Source organism: Lysobacter sp. CFH 32150, assembly GCF_022758295.1.
Lineage (GTDB): Bacteria > Pseudomonadota > Gammaproteobacteria > Xanthomonadales > Xanthomonadaceae > CFH-32150.
In genome coordinates this window covers 143,673-165,254 of record NZ_JALDWJ010000007.1, presented here as the reverse complement: position 1 = coordinate 165,254, position 21,582 = coordinate 143,673, and the positions used below count along the sequence as shown (strand labels likewise).

The following is a 21,582-nucleotide window of genomic DNA, read 5'->3' as shown; positions in this document are numbered from 1 at the left end:
GCGATTGCTTTCGCGACTCACGTCGCTCCCACAAAAAGCAGCATTAAAGAGTCTGAGGAAACAGTGATGAGCAACCAGGGCAAGATCGTTCAGATCATCGGCGCGGTCGTCGACGTCGAGTTCCCGCGCGAGAGCGTGCCGAAGGTGTACGACGCACTGAAGGTCGACAACACCGAGATCACGCTGGAAGTGCAGCAGCAGCTCGGCGACGGTGTCGTGCGCACGATCGCGCTCGGTTCCACCGACGGCCTCAAGCGCAACCTCGTTGCCAACAACACCGGCAAGGGCATCTCGGTGCCGGTCGGCGCCGGCACGCTGGGCCGCATCATGGACGTGCTCGGCAGGCCGATCGACGAAGCCGGCCCGGTCGATGCGAAGGATCATTGGGAAATCCACCGCTCCGCTCCGTCGTACGAGGAACAGTCCTCGGCCAACGACCTGCTCGAGACCGGCATCAAGGTCATCGATCTGATGTGCCCGTTCGCCAAGGGCGGCAAGGTTGGCCTGTTCGGCGGCGCCGGCGTGGGCAAGACCGTCAACATGATGGAACTCATCAACAACATCGCCAAGGCGCACGCGGGTCTGTCCGTGTTCGCCGGCGTGGGCGAGCGTACCCGCGAGGGCAACGACTTCTACCACGAGATGAAGGACTCCAACGTCCTCGACAAGGTGGCGATGGTGTACGGCCAGATGAACGAGCCGCCGGGCAACCGCCTGCGCGTCGCGCTGACCGGCCTGACCATGGCCGAGTACTTCCGCGACGAGAAGGACGCGTCGGGCAAGGGCAAGGACGTGCTGCTGTTCGTCGACAACATCTACCGCTACACGCTGGCCGGTACCGAAGTGTCGGCGCTGCTCGGCCGCATGCCGTCGGCGGTGGGTTACCAGCCGACGCTCGCCGAGGAAATGGGCGTGCTGCAGGAACGCATCACCTCGACCAAGACCGGTTCGATCACCTCGATCCAGGCCGTGTACGTGCCCGCGGACGACCTGACCGACCCGTCGCCGGCGACCACGTTCGCGCACTTGGACGCGACCGTCGTGTTGAGCCGTAACATCGCTTCGCTCGGTATCTATCCGGCGGTCGACCCGCTCGACTCCACCTCGCGCCAGCTCGATCCGAACGTGATCGGCAACGAACACTACGAGACCGCGCGCCGCGTGCAGGCCACGCTGCAGAAGTACAAGGAACTGAAGGACATCATCGCGATCCTCGGCATGGACGAGCTGTCGGAAGAAGACAAGCAGGCCGTGTCGCGCGCGCGCAAGATCGAGCGCTTCTTCTCGCAGCCGTTCCACGTCGCCGAAGTCTTCACCGGTTCGCCGGGCAAGTACGTCGCGCTGAAGGACACCATCCGCGGGTTCAAGGCGATCGTCGACGGCGAATGCGACCACCTGCCGGAACAGGCGTTCTACATGGTCGGCGGCATCGAAGAGGCCATCGAGAAAGCCAAGAAGATCACCGGCTGATCGATCGCCTTACCGAGGAATCACCATGGCATCCACAATCCGTTGCGACATCGTCAGCGCCGAAGCCGAGATCTTCCACGGTGAGGCGGAACTGGTCGTCGCCACTGGCGAGCTCGGCGAACTCGGCATCGCGCCGAAGCACGCACCGCTGATCACCCGGTTGAAGCCGGGCAAGGTCGTGGTCACGCTGCCGGGCGGCGAGAAGCTCGACTTCGCGATCTCCGGCGGCATCCTCGAGGTGCAGCCGCAGGTCGTGACCGTGCTGGCCGACACCGCCGTGCGTGCGCAGGATATCGACGAAGCCGCAGTGCTTGCCGCCAAGGCCGAAGCCGAACGCGTACTGGCGCAGAAGGATCCGAAGATGAGCGCGCAGGAAGCCGAAGCACAGCTGGCCATGAGCCTGGTGCAGCTGCAGGCGCTCGAGCGTTTGCGCAAGAGCATGAAGCACTGAGCCCCCGCTACCGCGGCGATGTACATAAAAACGCCGGCCTCGCGCCGGCGTTTTTATTCGTATCTCAGCGTCGGTAGACCCAGTGCCGCGAGATCACGAATCCGAGGGCGCCCAGCAACACTTCCAATCCCGGCTTCGCGACCCAGGCCCATTTCAGTCCCGCCAGGTCATCGATGACGCCCAGGGCCGAGGTGCTGATCGCGGTCGTGCAGAGCCACATCGCCAGGAAACGCATGAACTGCGTGCGGCCGAGCGTATTGTGCTCGCTGGCGAAGGTGATGCGGCCGTTGAGCCAGTAACCGAGCAGCGCACCGCTGATGCGGCCGGCGATGTTGGCGGGTTCCACCGGCATGCCGGCATGGCTCAATGCCATCATCACGGCACAATCCACCAGCCACTGCAAACCGCCGAGCAGTAGATAGTTCCTGCCCTGTCGGCCCAGGCTCATGGCGTCGTCCATTGTTCGTATGGGGCAATCATGTCCGCGGGAATGCTACCAGTGCACCGCCCGCCAACGGATAACGGATAATGACTCGCACCCAAGCAGGATCCGACATGGCCTCCATTGCTTCGATCGCCGTCGCGATCCCGTGCCACAACGAAGAACAGACCGTGGCCAAGGTGGTCGCTGATTTTCGCGCCGCGCTGCCGGAGGCGACGATCCATGTCTTCGACAACGCGAGCACGGATGCCACGGCTGCGCGCGCGCGCGAAGCCGGTGCACGGGTGCATACCGTCGCCAGCAAGGGTAAGGGGCATGTGGTGCGGTGGATGTTTCGGGAGATCGACGCCGACGTGCTGCTGATGGTCGATGGCGATGACACCTATCCGGCCGACAGCGCCCGGCTGCTGCTGCAGCCCGTCCTTTCCGGCGACGCCGACATGGTGGTGGCCACGCGTCTGGAAGACCATGATGCGCGTGCATTCCGTCGCTTCCATGGCATCGGGAACCGGCTCGTACGCGCGGTGATATCGCGCCTGTTCAATGCCTCGCTGGCCGATGTCCTGTCCGGATACCGCGCCTTCAGCAGGCGCTTCGTGCGGTCGATGCCGGTGCTGTCGCACGGGTTCGAAATCGAGACCGAGATGACCGTCTTCGCCCTGGCGCAGGGATTGCACATGCGGGAAGTGCCGGTCGCATACGGATCGCGGCCGGAAGGCAGTTATTCCAAGCTCAATACCTACCGCGATGGTTTGCGCGTCCTGCGCACGATCCTGTTTTTGTACAAGGACTATCGTCCGTTGTTCTTCTTCGGCGCGATCGCCATGGCCTGCATGGCGGCGGGACTGTCCTTCGGCGCCTTCGTGGTGCGCGAATTCGCCCTGACCGGTTCGGTCACCCATCCGTCGACCGCGGTGCTCGCGGTGGCCCTGGTCCTGGCGGGCATGCTGTCGTTGGCCACGGGCCTGATCCTCGACACGGTCAACCGCCGTAGCCAGGAACTGCTACGCCTGATCACCGACCAGGTGCTGGCGCGGGGACCTGGCATGCAATCGGAGCCGGCCGGTGCTGCAACCGGCACAGTCGCAACTCGCCAAGGCTAGTCGGCACCTGCTGGCAGCCGGCACTCGTCAACCCGTACTGCCGCGCGATCGTTTCGCCCACGTCGTCGGCTTCCGATGGCGTGCGCAACAGCCATAGCGGCCCCTGGTGCGAGGCAATCCGTCGCTCTGCCTGCGCCTGCAGGCCGGTGCAACGCTCCGGGATCATGAAATTGTTGTAGATGGAGACGACGGGAACGTCATCGGCTATGGCGAGCAACGCGTAAGCGAGCGGCTCCTGGCTGCTGACGACCAGCATCGATCCAACCGGCAACGTGGGCATGTCGACCTGGACCATGGGCGTGGTGAAGCGGGTGTGGTTCCAGTCCGGACGGATGGTGACTTTGACAAACGCCAACGCCGCCACGATCAGCGCGATGCGTGCCCATGGTTGCGGAAGCCGCTGCAGCAGCAACACCAACGGCAACGCCGCCAGCATCTCGAGCGGCAGGGCGTAGCGGTAGATGCCGTAGAGGTACAGCCAGACCACGAGCGAGACGAAGAAGAACGCCGCGAGCATGCGCAGCTTCTCCTTGTGCTCTGGCCAGTGCTTGCCCAGCCACAACAGCAGTGGGAAGCAGACGATGCCGGTCAGCAGGCGCGGATCGCGCAATTCAAGTTCGGAGTAACGATTCGACATCTGCAACAACCGGAATGGCGTCAGCAAGGCGTCAATCAGGGTTTGCGGACGGAACCGGGCGTCCGCGTGCGCGGTCGGCAATGCGCCGGGCGAATGGAATATCTGGTTGAAGTAAGGAAACATCGGATTGCCATGCATCTGCTGCACGGTCCATCCCCAATAGCCATAGGTCAGGATGAACCCGGCGATACCGCCCAGCATCAGCATGGCCAATCGTTTGGGCGCGTCCTGCCAACGGCACGCGACCAACGCCGCGCCGGCCAGGCCCAGGCAATAGATCGCCGCAGTCAGTTTGAGACCGGCCATCGCACCGCCCAGCACGCCCGCCCACAGCCAATCGCTGGGCTTCGGCGCGTCGCGACGCAACAGCAGGAACAAGCTCGCCATCGCTACGGCCGCGACGAAGCCATCGTTGAGGGTAGTGCCCAGCGAAGGGTGGGTGGCAGCCCCGGTGATCGCGATCGCGGCAAGCGCAACGGCTCCGATCCGGGTTGCGCCGCCGCCGGTCATGCGCTGCTGGATACGCAGCAGGCAGTACAACGAGACGATGAAGGGCAAAGTCAGCCACAGGCTGACCACCAAGCCGGGCCAGCCGGCTTGCGCCATCAGGTAAAACGGAAGGTCGAGCAACGGGTTGTGCCAGCTCTGCAGCTGCGCCGGGGCGATGTCGATCGCCAGGCGCCCGTGTAACCACGCGTGCGGGTTGTAGAGGTGGTAGTTGCGCAGATCCCAGTTCGCGTCCTGTCCCTGGCGAACGAGCACAAGCAGCGGCAGCGCGATGCTCAACGCCACGATCCAGCTGCGGAGGGAAAATAGCCTGGCCGGCAGCGAAGGGTTCATGCGGGCGACGTGTCGGGGGTTGCTAAGATTGTCGCAGACACCCGCGAGGCATATCGCCGAGGCTCGCATGACTGCTCCTCTCCACGTTGTCATCCTCGCCGCCGGCGAAGGCAAACGCATGAAATCGGCGTTGCCGAAGGTGCTGCAACGGATCGCCGGTCGACCGATGCTGGCACAGGTGATCGACACTGCGCGCGCACTGCACCCGGCTGGCATCCATGTGGTTTTCGGCCACGGCGGCGAACAAGTGCGCGCCGCATTCGAGGAGCAGACCGATCTGCAGTGGGCCGAACAGGCGCAGCAACTCGGCACCGGCCACGCCGTGCAGCAGGCGATGTCGAACGTACCCGACGGCGTCCAGGTGCTGGTCCTGTACGGCGACGTCCCGTTGATCACGCCGGAAACCCTGCAGCGCCTGCTCGCCACACCGGGCCGCCTTGCGGTGCTGGCCGCGGAACCGGCGAGCCCCGACGGCTACGGCCGGATCCTGCGCGATGCCGAAGGCCGCGTCGCCGCGATCGTCGAGCAGAAGGACGCCGACGAAGAACAACGTCGCATCCGCGTGATCAACACCGGCGTGATCGCCGCCGAAGCGACGGCGCTGAAGCGTTGGCTCAATGGCCTTTCCAACGACAACGCGCAGCGCGAGTACTACCTCACCGATATCTTCGCCATGGCCACCGCCGAGTTCAGCGCGGCCGAAATCGTGCAGGTCGCCGACCCGATGGAGACCGAAGGCGCCAACGATCCGTGGCAGCTCGCGCAACTCGAACGTGCGCTCCAGCTGCGCCGCGCGCGCGCGCTATGCCTGCAGGGCGCACGCGTGGTGGATCCGGCCCGGCTGGATATCCGCGGCACGGTCACGGTCGGCCGCGATGTCGAGATCGATGTCGACGTGGTGCTGGAAGGCCGGGTCGAGCTCGGCGATGGCGTCCGCATCGGCCCGTTTTGCCGCTTGAAGGACGTCAGACTCGCTGCGGGCACCGAAGTGCGCGCCCATTGCGATCTCGACGGTGCGCGAAGCGAAGGCGCGGTACTGATCGGCCCGTTTGCGCGCTTGCGTCCCGGTACCGTGCTTGCCGATGGCGTGCACATCGGCAACTTCGTCGAGACCAAGAACGCGCAGCTCGGCGTCGGCAGCAAGGCCAACCATCTCGCTTATCTTGGCGACGCCGTGATCGGCGCAGGCGTCAACGTTGGCGCTGGTACGATCACCTGCAATTACGACGGCGTGAACAAGAGCACGACCACGATCGAGGATGGCGCTTTCATCGGGTCGAACTCGTCATTGGTGGCGCCGGTGACGATCGGCAGGAACGCGACGATCGGCGCCGGTTCCGTGATCAGCAAGCCGGCGCCGGAAGGCAAGCTCACCGTCGCGCGCGGCCGCCAGCAAACCATCGAAGGATGGCAGCGGCCGGTGAAGACGCCGAAATAGCGCTACGGCGCCGGTGCTGTTTAGTACATGGTGTTTGCTTCGGCCTGGTTGGATCTGCACATCTAAGCCGTAGGCAGCGTCAGGCTCACGCACAATCCGCCACCCTCGCGGTTGAGCAGGGCGATGCGGCCGCCGTGTGCTTCGGCGATCTCGCGTGCCAGCGCCAGCCCCAGGCCGGTGCCGTTGCGCTTGGTCGAATAGAAGGGCAGCAGTGCATTGGCGAGCACCGCGGCGTTCATGCCCTGGCCCCGATCGAGTACATCGATCCGCCAGGCATCGGGCAGGCGCCGCAACGCGAGTTGCACGTGCTCCGGTCCGGAGCCGGACTCGTGGGCGTTCTTGAGCAGGTTCAGCAACGCCTGCTCCAACTGCGCGGCATCGACGCGGATGTTGCCTTCTGGAACCGGGCCATCGAACGCGAACGCGACTTGTCCGCGCAACTGCTCGATGAAGCGCGGCCACGCGACGGGTTCATAGCGAGGTGCCGGCAGCTTGGCGAAACGGGCATAACCGCGGATGAAGCCTTCGAGGTGGCGCGCGCGTTCCTCGATCGTGGACAACGCGACCGGCAAGCGCTCGAGCTGGCCACGACGCAACAATTCGGCGCCGGAATGCGCCAGTGAGGCGATCGGCGCGAGCGAATTGTTGAGTTCGTGGCTGATCACCCGGATCACTTTCTTCCAGGTATGCACTTCCTGTCGGCGCAGCTCGGCGGTGAGCTGGCGCAGCAGGATCAGTTCGTGGCGGCGTCCGTTGAGGCGGAATTGCCGGCGCGAGAGATGGTAGATGTCCTCGTCGTCTTCATCGCCGACGCTGAACATGCCGTCGCCACCATTGGCGAACGCTTGCTGCATGGCAGCAGGTGCGGCTTGCAGCAGCGCGTCGAAGGCGTGTCCCTCGAGCTTGTGGCCCTCGCCCAGCAATTTGCGTGCGGCGATGTTGGCATGGACGATGTGGCGTCCCGGATCCACCAGCAGCATCGCCACCGGCGTGTTCTGCACCATGGTGTCGAGCAGCAGTTCGCGTTGCACCAGTGCCAGGCGCTGGTCGCGCAGTGCATCGCCGAGGGCGTTGTGACTGGCAACGAGTGCACCAAGTTCACCGCCGCCGTCCCAGGACAGGCCGAAGCTGTAGTCGCCGTCGCGATAACTGCTGACCGTGCCTGTGAGCGCGCGGAACAGCGAATGCATCGGCGCGAAAGCGCGGCTGACGTGATAGACGAGCAACGGCAGCAAGACCACCACGGCGATGGCCGCGGCGAGCCAGCGGTTGGCGAGCCATTGCGAGAGCAACAGGGTCAAGACCGCGGCCAGCACCATGTAACCCAGCGCGACCGCGCTGAATTGCAGGCTTAACGGCAGCCGTTGACGCCAGCGCATGCTAGGGCCTGTTAACACTTATGGAGCATGCCGCGCCGGGCCTGAAGCCGCGCGGGGCAAGGAAGAGTGAGGGCGCGTATGTCGATACGCAACCGAGCGATGACGCGGCACCGCGCGGCTTCAGGCCCGGCCCTTTGGGTTGTTTCCCAACGGCCGCCATGCGGCGCCGCACCGCTTGACCTTGCAGGCGGCAAGGCGCTGCGCGGTGCAACACCACCTGACGACCGTTGGGAAACAACGCGGCATGCTCCATAAGTGTTAACAGGCCCTAGTCCCGGCCTTCGTCGCGCTTGATGCCCAGGCGCTCCAATCGGCGGTATAGCGCTTGCCGCGACAGGCCGAGGTCGCTCGCGGCTTGTGCCAGTACGCCACCATTACGTTGCAATGCAGCCTCGATCGCAACGCGGTCCGGTTCGTCGAACACGACGTGGTTTCCATTGGTCGGCGTCGATGTCGGCAAACCGAGCGCTTCGGCGGTGATCGTCGCATCGCGTGCAAGCAGTGCAGCGCGCTGCACCACGTTGCGCAACTCACGCACGTTGCCGGACCAGCGATGTGCCAGCAGCGCACGCTCGGCATCTTCCGTCAGGCGTTTGCCCGTGGGCAGGAAATGCCGTGCCAGCGGCAGGATGTCGTCGCGGCGTTCGGCGAGCGGCGGCAACTGCAGTTCGATCGCATTGAGGCGATAGAACAGGTCTTCGCGGAAGTGTCCTGCACGGATCAGCGCGGGCAGGTCGGCATTGGTGGCGCTGAGCACACGCACGCTGACCTGGCGTTCCTTGTTGCTGCCAAGACGCTGGAAGCGGCCGGTTTCGAGCACGCGCAGCAGCTTGACCTGTCCGGCCAGCGGCAACGTGCCGATCTCGTCGAGGAACAGGGTGCCGCCATCGGCCGCTTCGAACTTGCCTTCGCGCGCGCGCTGGGCGCCCGTGTACGCGCCGGCCTCGCTGCCGAACAACTCGGCCTCGATCAACTCCCCCGGCAGTGCACCGCAGTTGAGCGCGACGAACGGGCCATCCTTGACCGTCGAATTGGCGTGCACGATCTCGGCGATCTTCTCCTTGCCCGCGCCGTTCGGGCCGGTGATCAGCACCGGCAGTTCCGAGCGCGCGACCCGGCACGCCAGCGACAGCACGCGTTCGCTCGCGGCGTCGGCAAACACGTAGCCGCGCAGGTCGAAGTCGCGTGCGAGCTCGTCGCGGCGTCGGCGCTCGCCTGCGCGCACCTGTGCGAGTTCGCGCCGCGTCTCCGACAGTTCCAGCAGGTTGTTGACCGTCGCCAGCAGCTTGCGGTCGTCCCACGGTTTGGCGAGGTAATCGGCGGCGCCGGCCTTGACCAGGTCGACCGCGCTTTCCAGGTGCGTCCATGCAGTCAGCAGTACGACGGGCAGGTCCGGAAAGCGCGCGCGGATCTCGCCGAACAGCGCCACGCCTTCCTCGCCCGACGTGGTGTCGGCCTGGAAGTTCATGTCCTGCACGACGAGATCGACCTGTTCGCGTTCGAGCAGGGCCAGCCCACGCTGCGGCGTCGATGCCGCCAGCGTGGTCAATGCCTGCAACGAGAACAGGGTTTCCAGTGCGGTCGCAACCGCGGGGTTGTCATCAATGACCAGGATCGTCGGCATCGTGCAAGGTTACCTGCTTCCTCAAACCGAGCGTGTAGCCACTGCCGGCGGCACCGCCGCGGCACGTCGCGCCGGACCCAGCACCGACAGTTGTCCGAGCAACCACAGGACCACCGCGCCGACCGGTAGGTACAGCAGCGGCAACCGCGGCAATTCGTACTTGCCCATCAACAACTGGTTGATGCCGTAGGCGAGCAGCATGCCGATGACGATTCCGATGGTCGCGAGCAGGAAGTTCTCGGTCTGGAAGTAGCGCAGGACCTGTCCGCGGGTTGCCCCGAGCGCGCGCCGCACACCGATCTGCTTGGTGCGCTGCTGCACCCAGAAGCTGGCGAGGCCGACGATGCCGAGCGCGGTGACGACCAGCAGTGCGATCGACACCGCCACCAGCAACCAGGCCATCGCCCGATCCTGGCGGTAATAGTGTTCCCGAAGGGTAGTGAACGTCTGCTGCTCGAGGATGATGCGATTGGGATTGTTGCGTTGGAGCGTTGCGACCGCCGCCTTCAGTACCTCGCTGCGAAGTGCCGGGTCCTCGACGCGCAGCAGGTAGTTGCCGCCGACGGTGTAGGGCACGCGCACCGGCAGCAGCATCGAGTATTCGTGCGCCGTCGGACCGCCCTGTTCGTTCGGGCGGACCAGGTGCTCGACGATGCCCACGACGGTGGTCGGATCGTCGCCCCAGCTGAAGAACTGCTTGCCGACCGGATTCTGTCCCGGGAACAGCTTCTCGGCCATGCTGCGGGTGATGATCGCGCTCCGCGGTTGGACCTTGCTGTTGGGCGCGGCAAGTGCATCCCATTCGACGAACTCGTCGGGCGTGAAGCGTCGGCCTGCCACCAGGTTAAGACCCATGGTGTCGAGCAGTTGTTCGTCGCCCATGTAGATCGTCGAGCTCAGCGTCTGGTGCGTCTGGTCCTTGGTGAGGTTGACCGAGCTGTTCCAGGAACCGTTGCCGTAGACGATCTGGTTGGCGGCGGAGGCGAACTTCACGCCAGGCAGGCCACGCAGCGCGGCGAGGTCGCTCTTGGTCAGCGCAGTGGCATTGTCGTCGTTGCCGATGCCCGTCATGTACACGCGGACCATTTCATTCTCGGCTATGCCGCTGACGCGCTCCATGCGCTCGAGGCGACCACCGATCAGGAACAGGGCGTTGCAGATGATGGCGCAGCTCAATGCGATCTCAAGCACGATCAGCGCGGAGGCGGTCTTGTGGCGACGCAGGGTCGACAGGATGGGGCGGATATCAAGCATGACAGGCCTCACTGGCTCTTGAGCTGGATGGCGGGCGTGACCTGGCAGGCATGCCAGGCGGGCACGAGCCCGGCCAGCACGCTTGCAGCCACGGCAAGCACGAACGTGGTCAACAGCATCACCGGGTCGAGTTGCGCAAGATCGGCATAGCTGGCGGGTTGCTGACGCACCGCCCATAGGCCGAGCGCTGCGAGTCCGAGCCCGAGGATGCCGCCGACGAGGCCGACGGTGCCCGCTTCGATCAGGCACTGGGCGAAGATCGAGCGCCGGGACGCCCCGAGCGCGCGACGTACGCCGATTTCGCCGCTGCGCCGCATGAATTTCGCCAACAGCAGGCCGACGGTGTTGAGCAGGCAGACCAGCAGGAACCCGAACGCCAGCCACACCTGCAGGCGTACGTCGCTCGGCACGACCTCGTTGAAGTCCAGCCATTCCATCAGGTTGCGCAGGCGCACGTTGGTCGGACGCTGGAAGCGGCCGCTCGCACGCTGCTGGTCGGAATAGTTGGTGAGGTACTTCTTGTAGGCCTCGGCTTTTTCCGGCGTGTCGAGTTGCACCCAGTACTGCATCCAGGTGCAGGGCGCGTTGACGCCGGTTTCGCCTTCGGGATCGTCTTCGGCGTCGTCGCCGGCGTCCCAGCAGTTCATGCTGCCGTTACGCCCCATCTTGAGGTCGCGCGAGGTGGAGAAGGGCAGAAAAACCTGTTCGACCTCGCCGTAGCGATCAGAATTGAGGTCGTAGAACTTCGGCGTCGGCCGCCAGTCGGCGACGACACCGACGATGCGGAAGTCGGTCCCGTCGAGTCGCACGGACTTGCCGACACTGTTGCCGCCGTCGAACAACTTGTCGTTGAGCGGCTTGGTGATGACGGCGACGCGATCGCGACGTTCGTCCTCGGTCTTGCTCCAGCCGTTGCCATGGAGGAACGGTGCATCGAACATCGGGAAGAAATCGGCGGAGGTGTAGCGCGCCTCGATCGCGAACGGCGACAGCCCCTGCTTCTGCGGTTGCACGCCCACGCCACCGCCCGTCATCAACGCCTGGCGATCGCCCCGCGCCTGGCGCAACAAGGTTTCGGCATCGAAGCGGGTGAGTTGGCTGTCGGGTTCTTCGCCCGCAACGTAGCCATCCATGCTCGTCGGGTCCATCTGCGGGTAGAACAGCGTGCTGCTCTTGCCCGGCAATGGATCCCCGGACAGGACATGGAACACCGTGAGCGTGGTCATGCTGGCGCCGATGCCGAGCGCGATCGCCAGCACCATCAGCGCGGTCAGCACCTTGTTGCGGCGGAAGCTGCGCAGGGCGAGATCGAGGTAATAAGCGAACATCCTGGTCTCCGTAGGGCGGGTCTTGACCCGCCGCTTTTTTGATTCATCGATTTGCAGGAAGGCGGGTCAAGACCCGCCCTACGCGATCGATGCGTTGGATTCGGCCGCAGCGAGGTCACGCGCGCGGATCAGGCTCGGTTCGACCGAGAGATCGGTAGCCATGCCGTCGACGATGTGCACGTTGCGTTGTGCGCGTGCGGCCAGTTCCTGGTCGTGGGTGACCATCACGATGGTGGTGCCCTTGGCGTTGATCTCCTCGAGCAGTTCCAGCACGCCACGTGCCATCTGCGAATCGAGGTTGCCGGTGGGTTCGTCGGCGAGCAGCAGGCGCGGACTGCCGGCGAGTGCACGCGCAATCGCGGCGCGTTGCTGCTGTCCGCCGGAGAGTTCCGTCGGGTAGTGCTTCATGCGCGAACCCAGGCCCACCTGCGCCAGCGCTTGCTCGATGCGTTGCTTGCGGTCGGCAGCGGTCATGCCGCGGTAGCGCAGCGGCACGTCGACGTTGTCGAACAGGTTGAGGTCGGGGATCAGGTTGAAGCTCTGGAAGATGAAACCGATCTTGCGATTGCGCAGCTTGCTGCGGGCATCGTCGGACATGCCGCGAACGTCCTCGCCATCGAGTTTGTAAGTGCCGCCGGTGAAGTCTTCGAGCAGGCCGGCGATGTTGAGGAAGGTGGTCTTGCCGGAGCCGGACGGACCGGTGACGGCGACGAATTCGCCCTCACGCACATGCAGGTCGAGCGAGCGCAGCGCGTGGGTTTCGACGAGTTCGGTGCGATAGACCTTGGAGACGGCTTGCATGTCCAGCATGGCTTTGATCCTTGGATGGGATGTGGTTTTGTTTTGCTCGTCATCCCTGCGAAAGCAGGGATCCAGTGCCTTATCGTGTAGAGACAAAGTCGTTGGATTCCTGCTTTCGCAGGAATGACGAGAACAGTGTCATTGGCGGATGCGGATGAATGCCGGCAACTCGGCGGCCTGCAGGTAACTGCGCTGACGCCAGTCACGCCGCATGGGGGCACTCGCGGCTGCATTGGCTGCATCGACGTCGCCAGCATCGAAGGCGACCAGTTCCGACAGGCGCAGCGGCACTGCGTCGGCGAGGTCTTGCGGCGTCCAACTCAGGTCGAAGGGGAAGGAATGGGTGTTCATGTTTACTCTCCAGAGATTCGAATACGTTCGGCATCGCCGAAACCGTCGGCGCCGGAGACCACGACGCGGTCGCCCGCCTGTAGTCCTTCGAGGATTTCCACCGCGTCGAGGCTGCTGACGCCGGTGCGGATCGCGCGCTTCACTGCGCTGTTGCCATCCATCACGTAGGCGCTGTTGCCGCCGCTCTGCTCGAGGAACGGGCCGCGCTCCACCATCAGCACGTTGCGGCGCGTATCGAGCAGGATGCGTGCGCTGAGGCGCTGGTTCTGGCGCAGCGCGGAAGGCTGCTTGCCCTTGAAACGCAGCCGCCCGGTGACTTCGCCGCCGACCACTTCCGGCGAGATCGCCGAGAGCTGCGCGGCAAAGGTGCCACTTGAACCGGTGAGTTGTGCCGGCATGCCGATGGCGAGATCGCGGGCAAAGCTTTCCGGCACTTTGATCTCGACTTCGAACACCTTGAGGTCGACCACGCTCAACACCGGTGCGTTGACTGCAACATTCGCACGCTGTGCTGCCATGACCTGGCCCACCTGGCCATCGAATGGCGCACGCAAGGTCAGCGCATCGACCTGGCGCTGCAATTCGGCGACGACCGCGCGCTGGCGATCGGCGAGCAAGCGCTTGTTGCGGGTATCGAGGCCCGCGCCTTCGCTCTGCAGGCCGAGGTCGCCGCGCGCATGAGCGAGGCCGATATCGGCCTTCTTCAGGTTGTCCTGGGCGCGCGCCACGTCGATCTGCGCTACGGCGCCGCCGTCGAAGGCGCGCTGGTTGCGTTCCAGGTCGCGCAGCGCGGACTGGCGATCGATCTGCGCCTGGTCGAACAACTTGCGTGCGTTCGCCCGCGACAGCTGTGCATCGAGCCCGGCGCGGCTGACTTCGGCTTCCAGGCCGGCCAGCGTCGCCTGCTCCTGCGCGAGCTTGCTGCGCAGTTCCGGGCTGTCGATCTCGGCCAGCGGCTGGTCCTTCTTCACCGCATCGCCGGCGACGACCTTCAGCGTGACCGTGCCGCCGGCGATCGCGTACAGGGTCGGGTTGTTCGCCGCGATCACGCGGCCGTCGGCGGAAATGTCGCGCACCAGATCGCCGCGCTTGACCTCGGCGATGCGAACGCGCGAGGCATCGAGCGAACGCGCGCCGGCGCCCCAACCGATGATCAGCCATGCCGCGAGCAACACCACAGTGCCGCCGCCTGCGGTCACGAGCAGGCGCTGGCGCAGCTTGCGGTTCCGCACTTCGGCGGGTGCCGAGGCGACTACGCGGTCCTGTCCGGAAGTGTCACGAATGCTCATGCGGGTCCTGTTGCGCGAGTACGGTCTTGCTAGAAGTAAAGCAAGGCGCGTGCCAACTTCAACTGATTGATTCTTATGGGTTTGCCGTGGGCGGACAGGGCGTCCGCGCGGACACTGCGGCGTCCGCGGACGGCGTGCCGGCTACACTAGGCGCCGGCCTGGCAAGGAATCTGCAGAACATGTGCGGCATCGTTGGCGCGATCGCGAATCGCGATGTGGTCCCGGTCCTGATCGAAGGACTGAAGCGATTGGAATACCGCGGCTACGATTCGGCCGGCATCGCGGTCGTCGATGGCGGAGTGCGTCGCGTGCGTCGCACTGGTCGCGTCGCTGAAATGGAAGCCGCGGCGCTGGCCGAGCATTTCACCGCCACGCTCGGCATCGGCCACACCCGGTGGGCGACGCACGGCGGCGTCACCGAAGGCAATGCGCACCCGCACATCAGCCACGGCGAGCTCGCACTGGTCCACAACGGCATCATCGAGAACCACGAGGAGCAGCGCGAACGCCTGCGCGCGCTCGGTTACGAATTCGAGTCGCAGACCGACACCGAAGTCATCGCGCACCTGATCCATTACTACCGCACGCAGGGCGATGATCTGCTCGTGGCATTGCAGAAGGCCGTGCGCGAACTCGACGGCGCTTACGCCATCGCCGTCATCGACAAACGCGATCCCGAGCGCATGGTCGCCGCGCGCGTGGGCTGTCCGCTCCTGGTCGGCCTCGGCGAAGGCGAGAACTTCATCGCTTCCGACGTCTCCGCGATCGTGTCGTCCACGCGCCGGGTGATCTTCCTCGAAGAGGGCGACACCGCCGAGCTCACCCGTACGGCGGTGCGCGTGTTCGACGCCGCCGACAACGAGGTGCAGCGCGAGGTGCATGTCTCCGACGTGTCGCTGGCCTCGCTGGAGCTCGGCCCGTATCGCCATTTCATGCAGAAGGAGATCCACGAACAGCCGCGCGCCGTCGCCGACACCATCGAGGCGGTGATCGACAACAACGGCTTCACGCCGGAACTGTTCGGTCGCGACGCCGCGACGGTGTTGCGCGACGTCGAAGCCGTGCAGATCCTCGCCTGTGGCACCAGTTACTACGCCGGCCTGACCGCGCGTTACTGGATCGAAGCGATCGCCGGCGTGCCGTGTTCGGTCGAAGTCGCCAGCGAATACCGCTATCGCAAGGTCGTCGCCAACCCGAAGCAGCTGATCGTGACCATCTCGCAATCGGGCGAAACCCTCGACACGATGGAAGCGCTCAAGTACGCCAAGTCGCTCGGCCACGACAAGACGCTGTCGATCTGCAACGTGCCGGAAAGCGCGATTCCGCGCGCGAGCAAGCTGGTGTACTACACCCGTGCCGGTGCCGAGATCGGCGTGGCTTCGACCAAGGCCTTCACCACGCAGCTGGTCGCGCTGTTCGTGCTCACCGGCACGCTCGCGAAACTGCGTGGGCTGCTCTCGGCGGAACAGGAAACCGGCTATCTCGACGCGCTGCGCCAGCTGCCGGGCAGTGTGCAGCACGCGCTGAACCTGGAGCCGCAGATCATCGTCTGGTCGGACCGCTTCGCGCCGAAGCAGCACGCGCTGTTCCTCGGCCGCGGCATGCACTATCCGATCGCGCTTGAGGGCGCGTTGAAGCTGAAGGAAATTTCGTACATCCATGCCGAGGCCTATCCGGCCGGCGAACTCAAGCACGGACCGTTGGCGCTCGTCGACAGCGCGATGCCGGTGGTGGTGATCGCGCCGAACGACAGCCTGCTGGAGAAGGTCAAGTCCAACATCCAGGAAGTGCGCGCGCGCGGCGGCGAGATGTTCGTGTTCGCCGATGCCGACAGCCGCTTCGGCGAATCGGAAGGCGTGCACGTGATCCGCACCCCGCGCCACGTCGGCGTGTTGTCACCGATCGTGCATGCCATCCCGGTGCAATTGCTCGCGTATCACGCCGCGTTGGCGCGCGGCACCGACGTCGATAAGCCGCGCAATCTCGCAAAATCCGTTACCGTCGAATAAGGGCGCGATCCTGGTTTTTTGGTAGGGTCGCCGTCGCATCATGGACGGGCTGCCAAGGACAGGGCTGTGTGTATCAGGCGACGGCGAGCAACTGTTCTTCGAACTGATCCGCTGGCAGCGGGCGACCCAGCAGATAGCCTTGCAGCGTGTCGCAGCGCAGCAGTCGAAGCAGCTTCGCCTGCTCCTCCTCTTCCACGCCTTCGGCGATCACGGTCAACGACAGCGAATGGGCCAGCGTAATGATGTTGGTGACCAGGCCCATCGTTTCCGGGCTCTGCGTCAGCAGCGCGATGAACGACTTGTCGATCTTGAGATCGTCCACTGGCAGTCGAGCCAGGTAGTTGAGCGACGAGTAGCCAGTGCCGAAGTCGTCGATCGCCACGCGGCAACCGAGGTCGCGGAGGCCTTCGAGCAGGTGCATGCAGTGCTCGACGTCATCCATCAGCTGGCTCTCAGTCAACTCGATGTCGATCGGCTGATCGACGAGGTGCGGTTCCAGCAGCGTGCGGCAGTAATGGAGGAAGTCGGTGTGCCGCAGTTCGCGTGCGGACACGTTGACCGCGATGCGCAAGCTCGGATGGTATTCCTGGCGCCAGCGCAAGGCCGTCTCCAGGGCTTGCCCTATCACCCAGCGCCCCACCGGCACGATCAGGCCGGTTTCCTCTAGAACCGGTATGAATACGTCCGGCGATACCAGGCCGGTGCGCGGATGCCGCCAGCGTAGCAGCGCCTCGGCGCCGACCATGCGCCGGCTGAGGGTTTCGAACTTGGGCTGATAGTGCAACTCGAATTCCTGCTGATCGATCGCCCGGCGCAGGTCGTGCTCCAACTCCAACCGCCGCGCAGAGAGCCCACGCAGGTGCTCGCCGAACGTATGGGTGCGTGCGTGGCGCTTCCCGGCTTCCGCAAGCGCAGCCATCGCGTTGCGTTCCAGGACTTCGCCGTCGTCGCCGTGCAGCGGCCCTATGGTGACGCCGCTGCACACCGTGACATAGACTTCCTCGCCCCGGACGATGTAGGCGCGCTGTTCGGCTTCGTGCACGCGCGCATCGAGTCGCTGGCTTTCGATTTCCAGGTCGGCTTCGGCGGGATAGGCGAGCACGAACGCGTCGGCCTCCAGATGTCCTACGAATGCGTTCTCGGCCAGTTCCTCCAGGCGCAGGCCGAACTCTCGCAGCAGCGCATCGCCGAACGCCCGTCCCCGCGAGTCGTTGATGTAGGCGAACCGTTGAAGATCGATTACCGCCACCACGACTGGGCCCATTCTCAACATCGGCAGCAATCTTTCGCGGAAGGCCGTTCTGTTGGGCAGACCGGTCACCGGATTGTGATAAGCCAGGTATTCGAGCCGTTCGCTCTTGGCGATGAAGTCGACGGCGTAGTCGATTTCGTTGGCCAGCCTGTCGAGCAAGGCGATCTCTTCTTCATCGAATTCCTGCACTTCCCCCGCGAACAGGCTCAGCACGCCCCAGGCCGGATTGCCAATCGGCAGCGCGGCCTTGGCCGCGATTCCCACACGTCGTGCGTCCGCCAGTGCCTGCTCCGACAGGAAGTCGGCGTGAGCGAAGTTCCGCAGAATCACTTTACCGTCTTGCCGCAGGGCACGCGCGCCGGGCGAGGACGTGATGTCGTCGCTGTCGAGGGACGCGCCGCTGTACTGGTCGATCAGCTCGAGCACGCCTGCATCGCCATAGGCGCTGACCACCACCAGCGCGCCGTCCCTGACCTCCGCGATCGAGGCCGCCTTGAAGCCGCCCTTTTCCACGGCCACGGTGCACACTTGGTGCAACAGCACGTCGCGGCTCTTCGCCCGCAGGACGACCTTGCCCAGCGAGCTGAGCACGCCATGGATCCGGACCAGGTGGCGGATGCGGATCTCCTGCTGCAGGCGCTCGGTGACGTCCTGATCGACGCCGCGAAAACCGATGAGCTTGCCGCCTTCGTCGTGCCTCGGCGTGGCGGTGCTTTCCAGGACCCGCACGCTGCCATCGCGATGACGCCAGCGCAGTCGCCAATGGCGCCAGCCGCGGTCCTCGGCAGCCAATGTGGGGACGCGCCGTTGTACCTCCAGCCGGTCATCGGGCACCAACAGTTCGGACGCGCAGCGGCCGATCAGCTCCTGGGGTCGGTACCCCAGGATGTTCGCGATCGCGCCGTTGCTGTAAACGATGCGGGTGTCACGGTCGCACTCCCAGATCCAGTCCTGACTGCTTTCAACGATGGTGCGGAAGCGCTCCTCGCTGTCGCGCAGTGCAAGCTCGATGCGTTCGCGCACGGCGCGCTCGTGGGCGCTGCGCATGGCGCGATCCACCGCCGACGGCAGGCGGCGCAGGTTGTCCTTCAGTACGTAGTCGGCCGCACCGCGCTGCAGCGCATCGATCGCGCATTCTTCGCCGATGGTCCCGGACACGAACAGGAAGGGGATCTCGGGCGCGTGTTGCTGCGAGATCTGCAGCGCGTCGCTACCGCCGAATCCGGGCATGGAGAAATCACTTAGGACGACATCCGGACCGAACTCCGCGAGCGCGGTTTCCAACGCAGCCTTGTTGGCGACGCGTTTGTGCTCGATGGGTCGCGCGAGTTCGCGCAGCGCGCGCAGGATGAGTTCGGCATCGGCCGATGAATCTTCGACCAGCAATACCTTCAGCGGCACTACCGCGTCCACGCTAGTCTGGCGCCTCGTTGGCGATCATCCAGTACATGCCGACCTGGGCTACGGTTTCGGCGAACTCGGTGAAGTCCACCGGCTTCACGACGTAACTGTTCACGCCCAGCTCGTAACTGGTGATCAGATCACCCTCTTCGCGCGACGAGGTCATCATCACCACCGGGATGGCCTTGGTGCGCGGATCGGCCTTCATCTGTTTCAACACCTGCAGACCGTCCATCTTTGGCATCTTCAGGTCCAGCAGCACCAGTTTCGGATAGCCGTTGGGGCGATCCGCATAGCGGCCTTCGCAATGCAGGTAGTCCAGCGCCTCGACGCCGTTGCGCACCCATTCGATGTTGTTGGCAATGCCGCGGCGCTTGAGTGTGCGCAGGGTCATTTCCGCGTCCGCCTTGGAATCCTCGGCGAGGAGGATGTCGACTTGTTGGTAGTTCATGCGGTCGCCTCCGTGGCATTGGCGTCGATATTTGGCAGTTCGATCGTGAAGGTGGCGCCATGGTCCGGCTTGGCCTCGGCCCAGACGCGACCGCCGTGGCGGTTCACGATCCGCTGCACGATGGCCAGACCCACTCCAGTGCCCTCGAACTCGTCCTGCGAATGCAGGCGCTGGAATACGCCGAACAACTTGTCGGCATAGCGCATGTCGAAGCCGACGCCGTTGTCGCGGACGATGTAGCGATTCACCGTATCGTCGGACTCGCCGCTGACTTCGACCCGCGCGTTGGCGCCGCGGGTTGCGCTGTACTTGAGCGCATTCGACAGCAGGTTCACCCACACCTGGTGCAGCAGCATCGGGTCCGCGTACACCGGAGGCAATGGCCCCAGCGATACCTGCGCAGTGCCCGGTTGACTACCACCGGCATCCCGGAGCGCCCGGTCGGCCAGCGCGTTCATGTCGACCGGCACCCGCGTTACCGGATTGCGACCAAGGCGCGAGAATGCCAGCAAGTCGTCGATCAGCATGCCCATCCGCCGTGCACTTTCGCCGATGGTATCGAGGTAGCGGCGCATGTCGTCGTCGAGCTGGTCGCCGGCATCTTCCTTCAGCATGTGGGCGTAGCCGTCGATGTGTCGCAGCGGCGCGCGCAAGTCGTGCGACACCGAGAAAGAAAATGCTTCGAGTTCACGATTGGCAGCTTCGAGTTGTGCGGTGCGGTCGCGTACCCGATCCTCCAGGTCAGCATTGAGCCGAAGAATCTCGGTGTTCGAAACCTCCAATTCGCCGGTGCGGTGCTCGATCTCGGCCAGCATGTCGTTGAAGGAGTCGACCAGAACGCCGACTTCATCTTCGCTCATCTTTTTCGCACGGCGCGAATAGTCCCTCTGCTCCACGACTTCGCGCGCGATCCTGGCGATCGTCAAAATGGGATTCGTTATGATCCGCTGCAGGTGCGTCGACATGAACAGGGCCACCAGCATCGCGATGATCACGACGGCTACGGCAATGCCGACATAGTCGCGGATGCGAGTGAGCATTTCGTATTCGGTTCGGAGATAGACCGTGCCCAGAATCTCCTTGTCGCTGACGATGCGCCTGTATAGGACTAGTGACCGGCCATCGACGCGCATGCCGTCGGCCTCCGGCACCTTGGGGAACTCCGGGCTGGTGCCCGGTTTGACGTAATTGGCAAACAGCGCACCACGCGCGGTATAGATCGCCGCAGCTTGCACCCGAGGGCGAAGGCGCAGCAGTTCGAGATTCTCCTTGGCGACCTGCGGGTCATCGAAGGCGATGGCCGACGCTGAAGTACGGCCGAGCAGCTCGGCTTGCGTGGTCACGTCGGCGATCCAGTTCCGGTGATAGGTGCGAAGGTCGTAAGCGATGATCGCGACGAGAGCGACGATGAGCGCCGCCAGCGTCGTCAGCAGGATGACGCCGATCAATTTGAGACGCAGCGAGCGGGAAAATTCGAGGCTCATGGCGGCGATGCCACGACATTGCGAGCGACAGCAAGTAGTCGCGAGCTGATCTTCAACCGGCTTGCCTCGGCTGAGGCGAGCGCGACGTCGAAGCGGACTTTGTCCGACTCAACGACGAAATTGATCATGCTGCCGAGCCTGATCCCGTCCGCCGATTCCGTTACCGTCAGCGCGGTATGCCCTTTGCTTGCCACAAGTGCGGCGGTGAGTTGTTTGCTGGTCGACTGCCCGAGGAAAATCACATGCAGGCCGGACAGCGGCTCGCCGTACCTCAGTTTCCTTACCGCCACCGGTCGACCGCCGACTGTCCGGCCGCTGGCGATCCGCGCCAATTCGTCGGCCAGCGTGTCGGCACCGACAACGCCGATCACCAGCGGACTGTTCGGATTGGCGAATGCCTCCGAGGGCCATTCGACGTAGTCGCTGAACTTGTAGACGAACGCTGCTTTCACCCGATACTCGGGCGCCTGTGCCTGCGTGCTGGCCGGGACAGCGCCAAGGCACGTGAAGGTGAGGAGCAGCACGAATGCCAACGCGCCGAGCAGGCGTTCGGCCATGTATCGACATTGCAACAGTTT

Annotated in this window: 18 protein-coding genes; 5 read left to right on the top strand and 13 right to left on the bottom strand. The window is 64.6% G+C overall.

What is annotated here, in order from left to right:
• The first annotated feature begins 66 nt into the window (after positions 1-66).
• Positions 67-1,470, top strand: coding sequence for a F0F1 ATP synthase subunit beta (gene atpD, locus MO486_RS10620; protein ID WP_242907295.1), 1,404 nt, complete (start codon positions 67-69; stop codon positions 1,468-1,470).
• 25 nt (positions 1,471-1,495) lie between these two features.
• The gene (locus MO486_RS10615) at positions 1,496-1,921 is read left to right on the top strand and encodes a F0F1 ATP synthase subunit epsilon (RefSeq protein WP_242907292.1); all 426 of its coding nucleotides are present in this window, start codon (positions 1,496-1,498) and stop codon (positions 1,919-1,921) included.
• A gap of 64 nt (positions 1,922-1,985) precedes the next feature.
• Here MO486_RS10615 and MO486_RS10610 read toward each other — a convergent pair whose 3' ends face one another.
• Positions 1,986-2,369 carry a GtrA family protein gene (locus MO486_RS10610; RefSeq protein ID WP_242907291.1) on the bottom strand — a complete coding sequence of 128 codons (384 nt, stop codon included), beginning with the start codon at positions 2,367-2,369 and terminating at the stop codon, positions 1,986-1,988.
• 107 nt (positions 2,370-2,476) lie between these two features.
• Between MO486_RS10610 and MO486_RS10605 the strand changes: the two genes are divergently transcribed.
• Positions 2,477-3,466, top strand: coding sequence for a glycosyltransferase (locus tag MO486_RS10605; protein ID WP_242907289.1), 990 nt, complete (start codon positions 2,477-2,479; stop codon positions 3,464-3,466).
• On the opposite strand, the gene MO486_RS10600 is transcribed toward MO486_RS10605, so the two are convergent.
• Entirely contained in the window at positions 3,378-4,943 is a 1,566-nt protein-coding gene (locus MO486_RS10600; protein WP_242907285.1) for a glycosyltransferase family 39 protein, read from the bottom strand. The genes MO486_RS10605 and MO486_RS10600 overlap by 89 nt on opposite strands.
• 67 nt (positions 4,944-5,010) lie before the next feature.
• Here MO486_RS10600 and glmU point away from each other — a divergent pair, with 67 nt between their 5' ends.
• Positions 5,011-6,381: a bifunctional UDP-N-acetylglucosamine diphosphorylase/glucosamine-1-phosphate N-acetyltransferase GlmU gene (glmU, locus tag MO486_RS10595; RefSeq protein WP_242907282.1), complete on the top strand. Its 1,371-nt coding sequence runs from the start codon at positions 5,011-5,013 to the stop codon at positions 6,379-6,381.
• Positions 6,382-6,443: 62 nt separating this feature from the next.
• Here the strand turns inward: glmU and MO486_RS10590 are convergent, their stop codons facing one another.
• From MO486_RS10590 to MO486_RS10560, 7 genes are all read right to left on the bottom strand, one after another.
• A complete protein-coding gene (locus MO486_RS10590; protein WP_242907280.1) occupies positions 6,444-7,760 on the bottom strand; it encodes a PAS domain-containing sensor histidine kinase in 1,317 nt (438 codons plus the stop codon).
• A gap of 268 nt (positions 7,761-8,028) precedes the next feature.
• Entirely contained in the window at positions 8,029-9,384 is a 1,356-nt protein-coding gene (locus tag MO486_RS10585) for a sigma-54 dependent transcriptional regulator (protein WP_242907278.1), read from the bottom strand.
• A 21-nt stretch (positions 9,385-9,405) separates the two neighbouring features.
• The gene (locus tag MO486_RS10580) at positions 9,406-10,638 is read right to left on the bottom strand and encodes an FtsX-like permease family protein (protein WP_242907276.1); all 1,233 of its coding nucleotides are present in this window, start codon (positions 10,636-10,638) and stop codon (positions 9,406-9,408) included.
• 8 nt (positions 10,639-10,646) lie between these two features.
• Positions 10,647-11,966 (bottom strand): ABC transporter permease, encoded by a 1,320-nt coding sequence (locus tag MO486_RS10575; protein WP_242907274.1) that lies wholly within the window; start codon positions 11,964-11,966, stop codon positions 10,647-10,649.
• 78 nt (positions 11,967-12,044) lie between these two features.
• Positions 12,045-12,776, bottom strand: a complete 732-nt coding sequence (locus MO486_RS10570; protein ID WP_242907272.1) for an ABC transporter ATP-binding protein — start codon at positions 12,774-12,776, stop codon at positions 12,045-12,047.
• A 129-nt stretch (positions 12,777-12,905) separates the two neighbouring features.
• On the bottom strand, positions 12,906-13,118 hold the full coding sequence (locus MO486_RS10565; RefSeq protein WP_242907270.1) for a hypothetical protein: 213 nt from the start codon (positions 13,116-13,118) through the stop codon (positions 12,906-12,908).
• Between the two features lie 2 nt (positions 13,119-13,120).
• Positions 13,121-14,407, bottom strand: coding sequence for an HlyD family efflux transporter periplasmic adaptor subunit (locus MO486_RS10560; RefSeq protein WP_242907268.1), 1,287 nt, complete (start codon positions 14,405-14,407; stop codon positions 13,121-13,123).
• A gap of 179 nt (positions 14,408-14,586) precedes the next feature.
• Here MO486_RS10560 and glmS point away from each other — a divergent pair, with 179 nt between their 5' ends.
• Positions 14,587-16,416, top strand: a complete 1,830-nt coding sequence (glmS, locus tag MO486_RS10555; protein ID WP_242907265.1) for a glutamine--fructose-6-phosphate transaminase (isomerizing) — start codon at positions 14,587-14,589, stop codon at positions 16,414-16,416.
• A gap of 73 nt (positions 16,417-16,489) precedes the next feature.
• Here the strand turns inward: glmS and MO486_RS10550 are convergent, their stop codons facing one another.
• Genes MO486_RS10550 through MO486_RS10535 form a run of 4 tightly spaced genes read right to left on the bottom strand, consistent with a single transcriptional unit; the run spans position 16,490 to position 21,561 of the window.
• Positions 16,490-19,081: an EAL domain-containing protein gene (locus MO486_RS10550; RefSeq protein WP_242907263.1), complete on the bottom strand. Its 2,592-nt coding sequence runs from the start codon at positions 19,079-19,081 to the stop codon at positions 16,490-16,492.
• Between the two features lies 1 nt (position 19,082).
• Complete coding sequence (locus MO486_RS10545) at positions 19,083-19,520, bottom strand: response regulator (protein ID WP_242907261.1); 438 nt, start codon at positions 19,518-19,520, stop codon at positions 19,083-19,085.
• A complete protein-coding gene (locus MO486_RS10540; RefSeq protein ID WP_242907259.1) occupies positions 19,517-21,004 on the bottom strand; it encodes an ATP-binding protein in 1,488 nt (495 codons plus the stop codon). Before MO486_RS10540 ends, MO486_RS10545 begins: the two co-directional genes overlap by 4 nt.
• The gene (locus MO486_RS10535; RefSeq protein ID WP_242907257.1) at positions 21,001-21,561 is read right to left on the bottom strand and encodes a YfiR family protein; all 561 of its coding nucleotides are present in this window, start codon (positions 21,559-21,561) and stop codon (positions 21,001-21,003) included. The genes MO486_RS10540 and MO486_RS10535 overlap by 4 nt, the downstream gene beginning before the upstream one ends.
• Positions 21,562-21,582 lie beyond the last annotated feature (21 nt).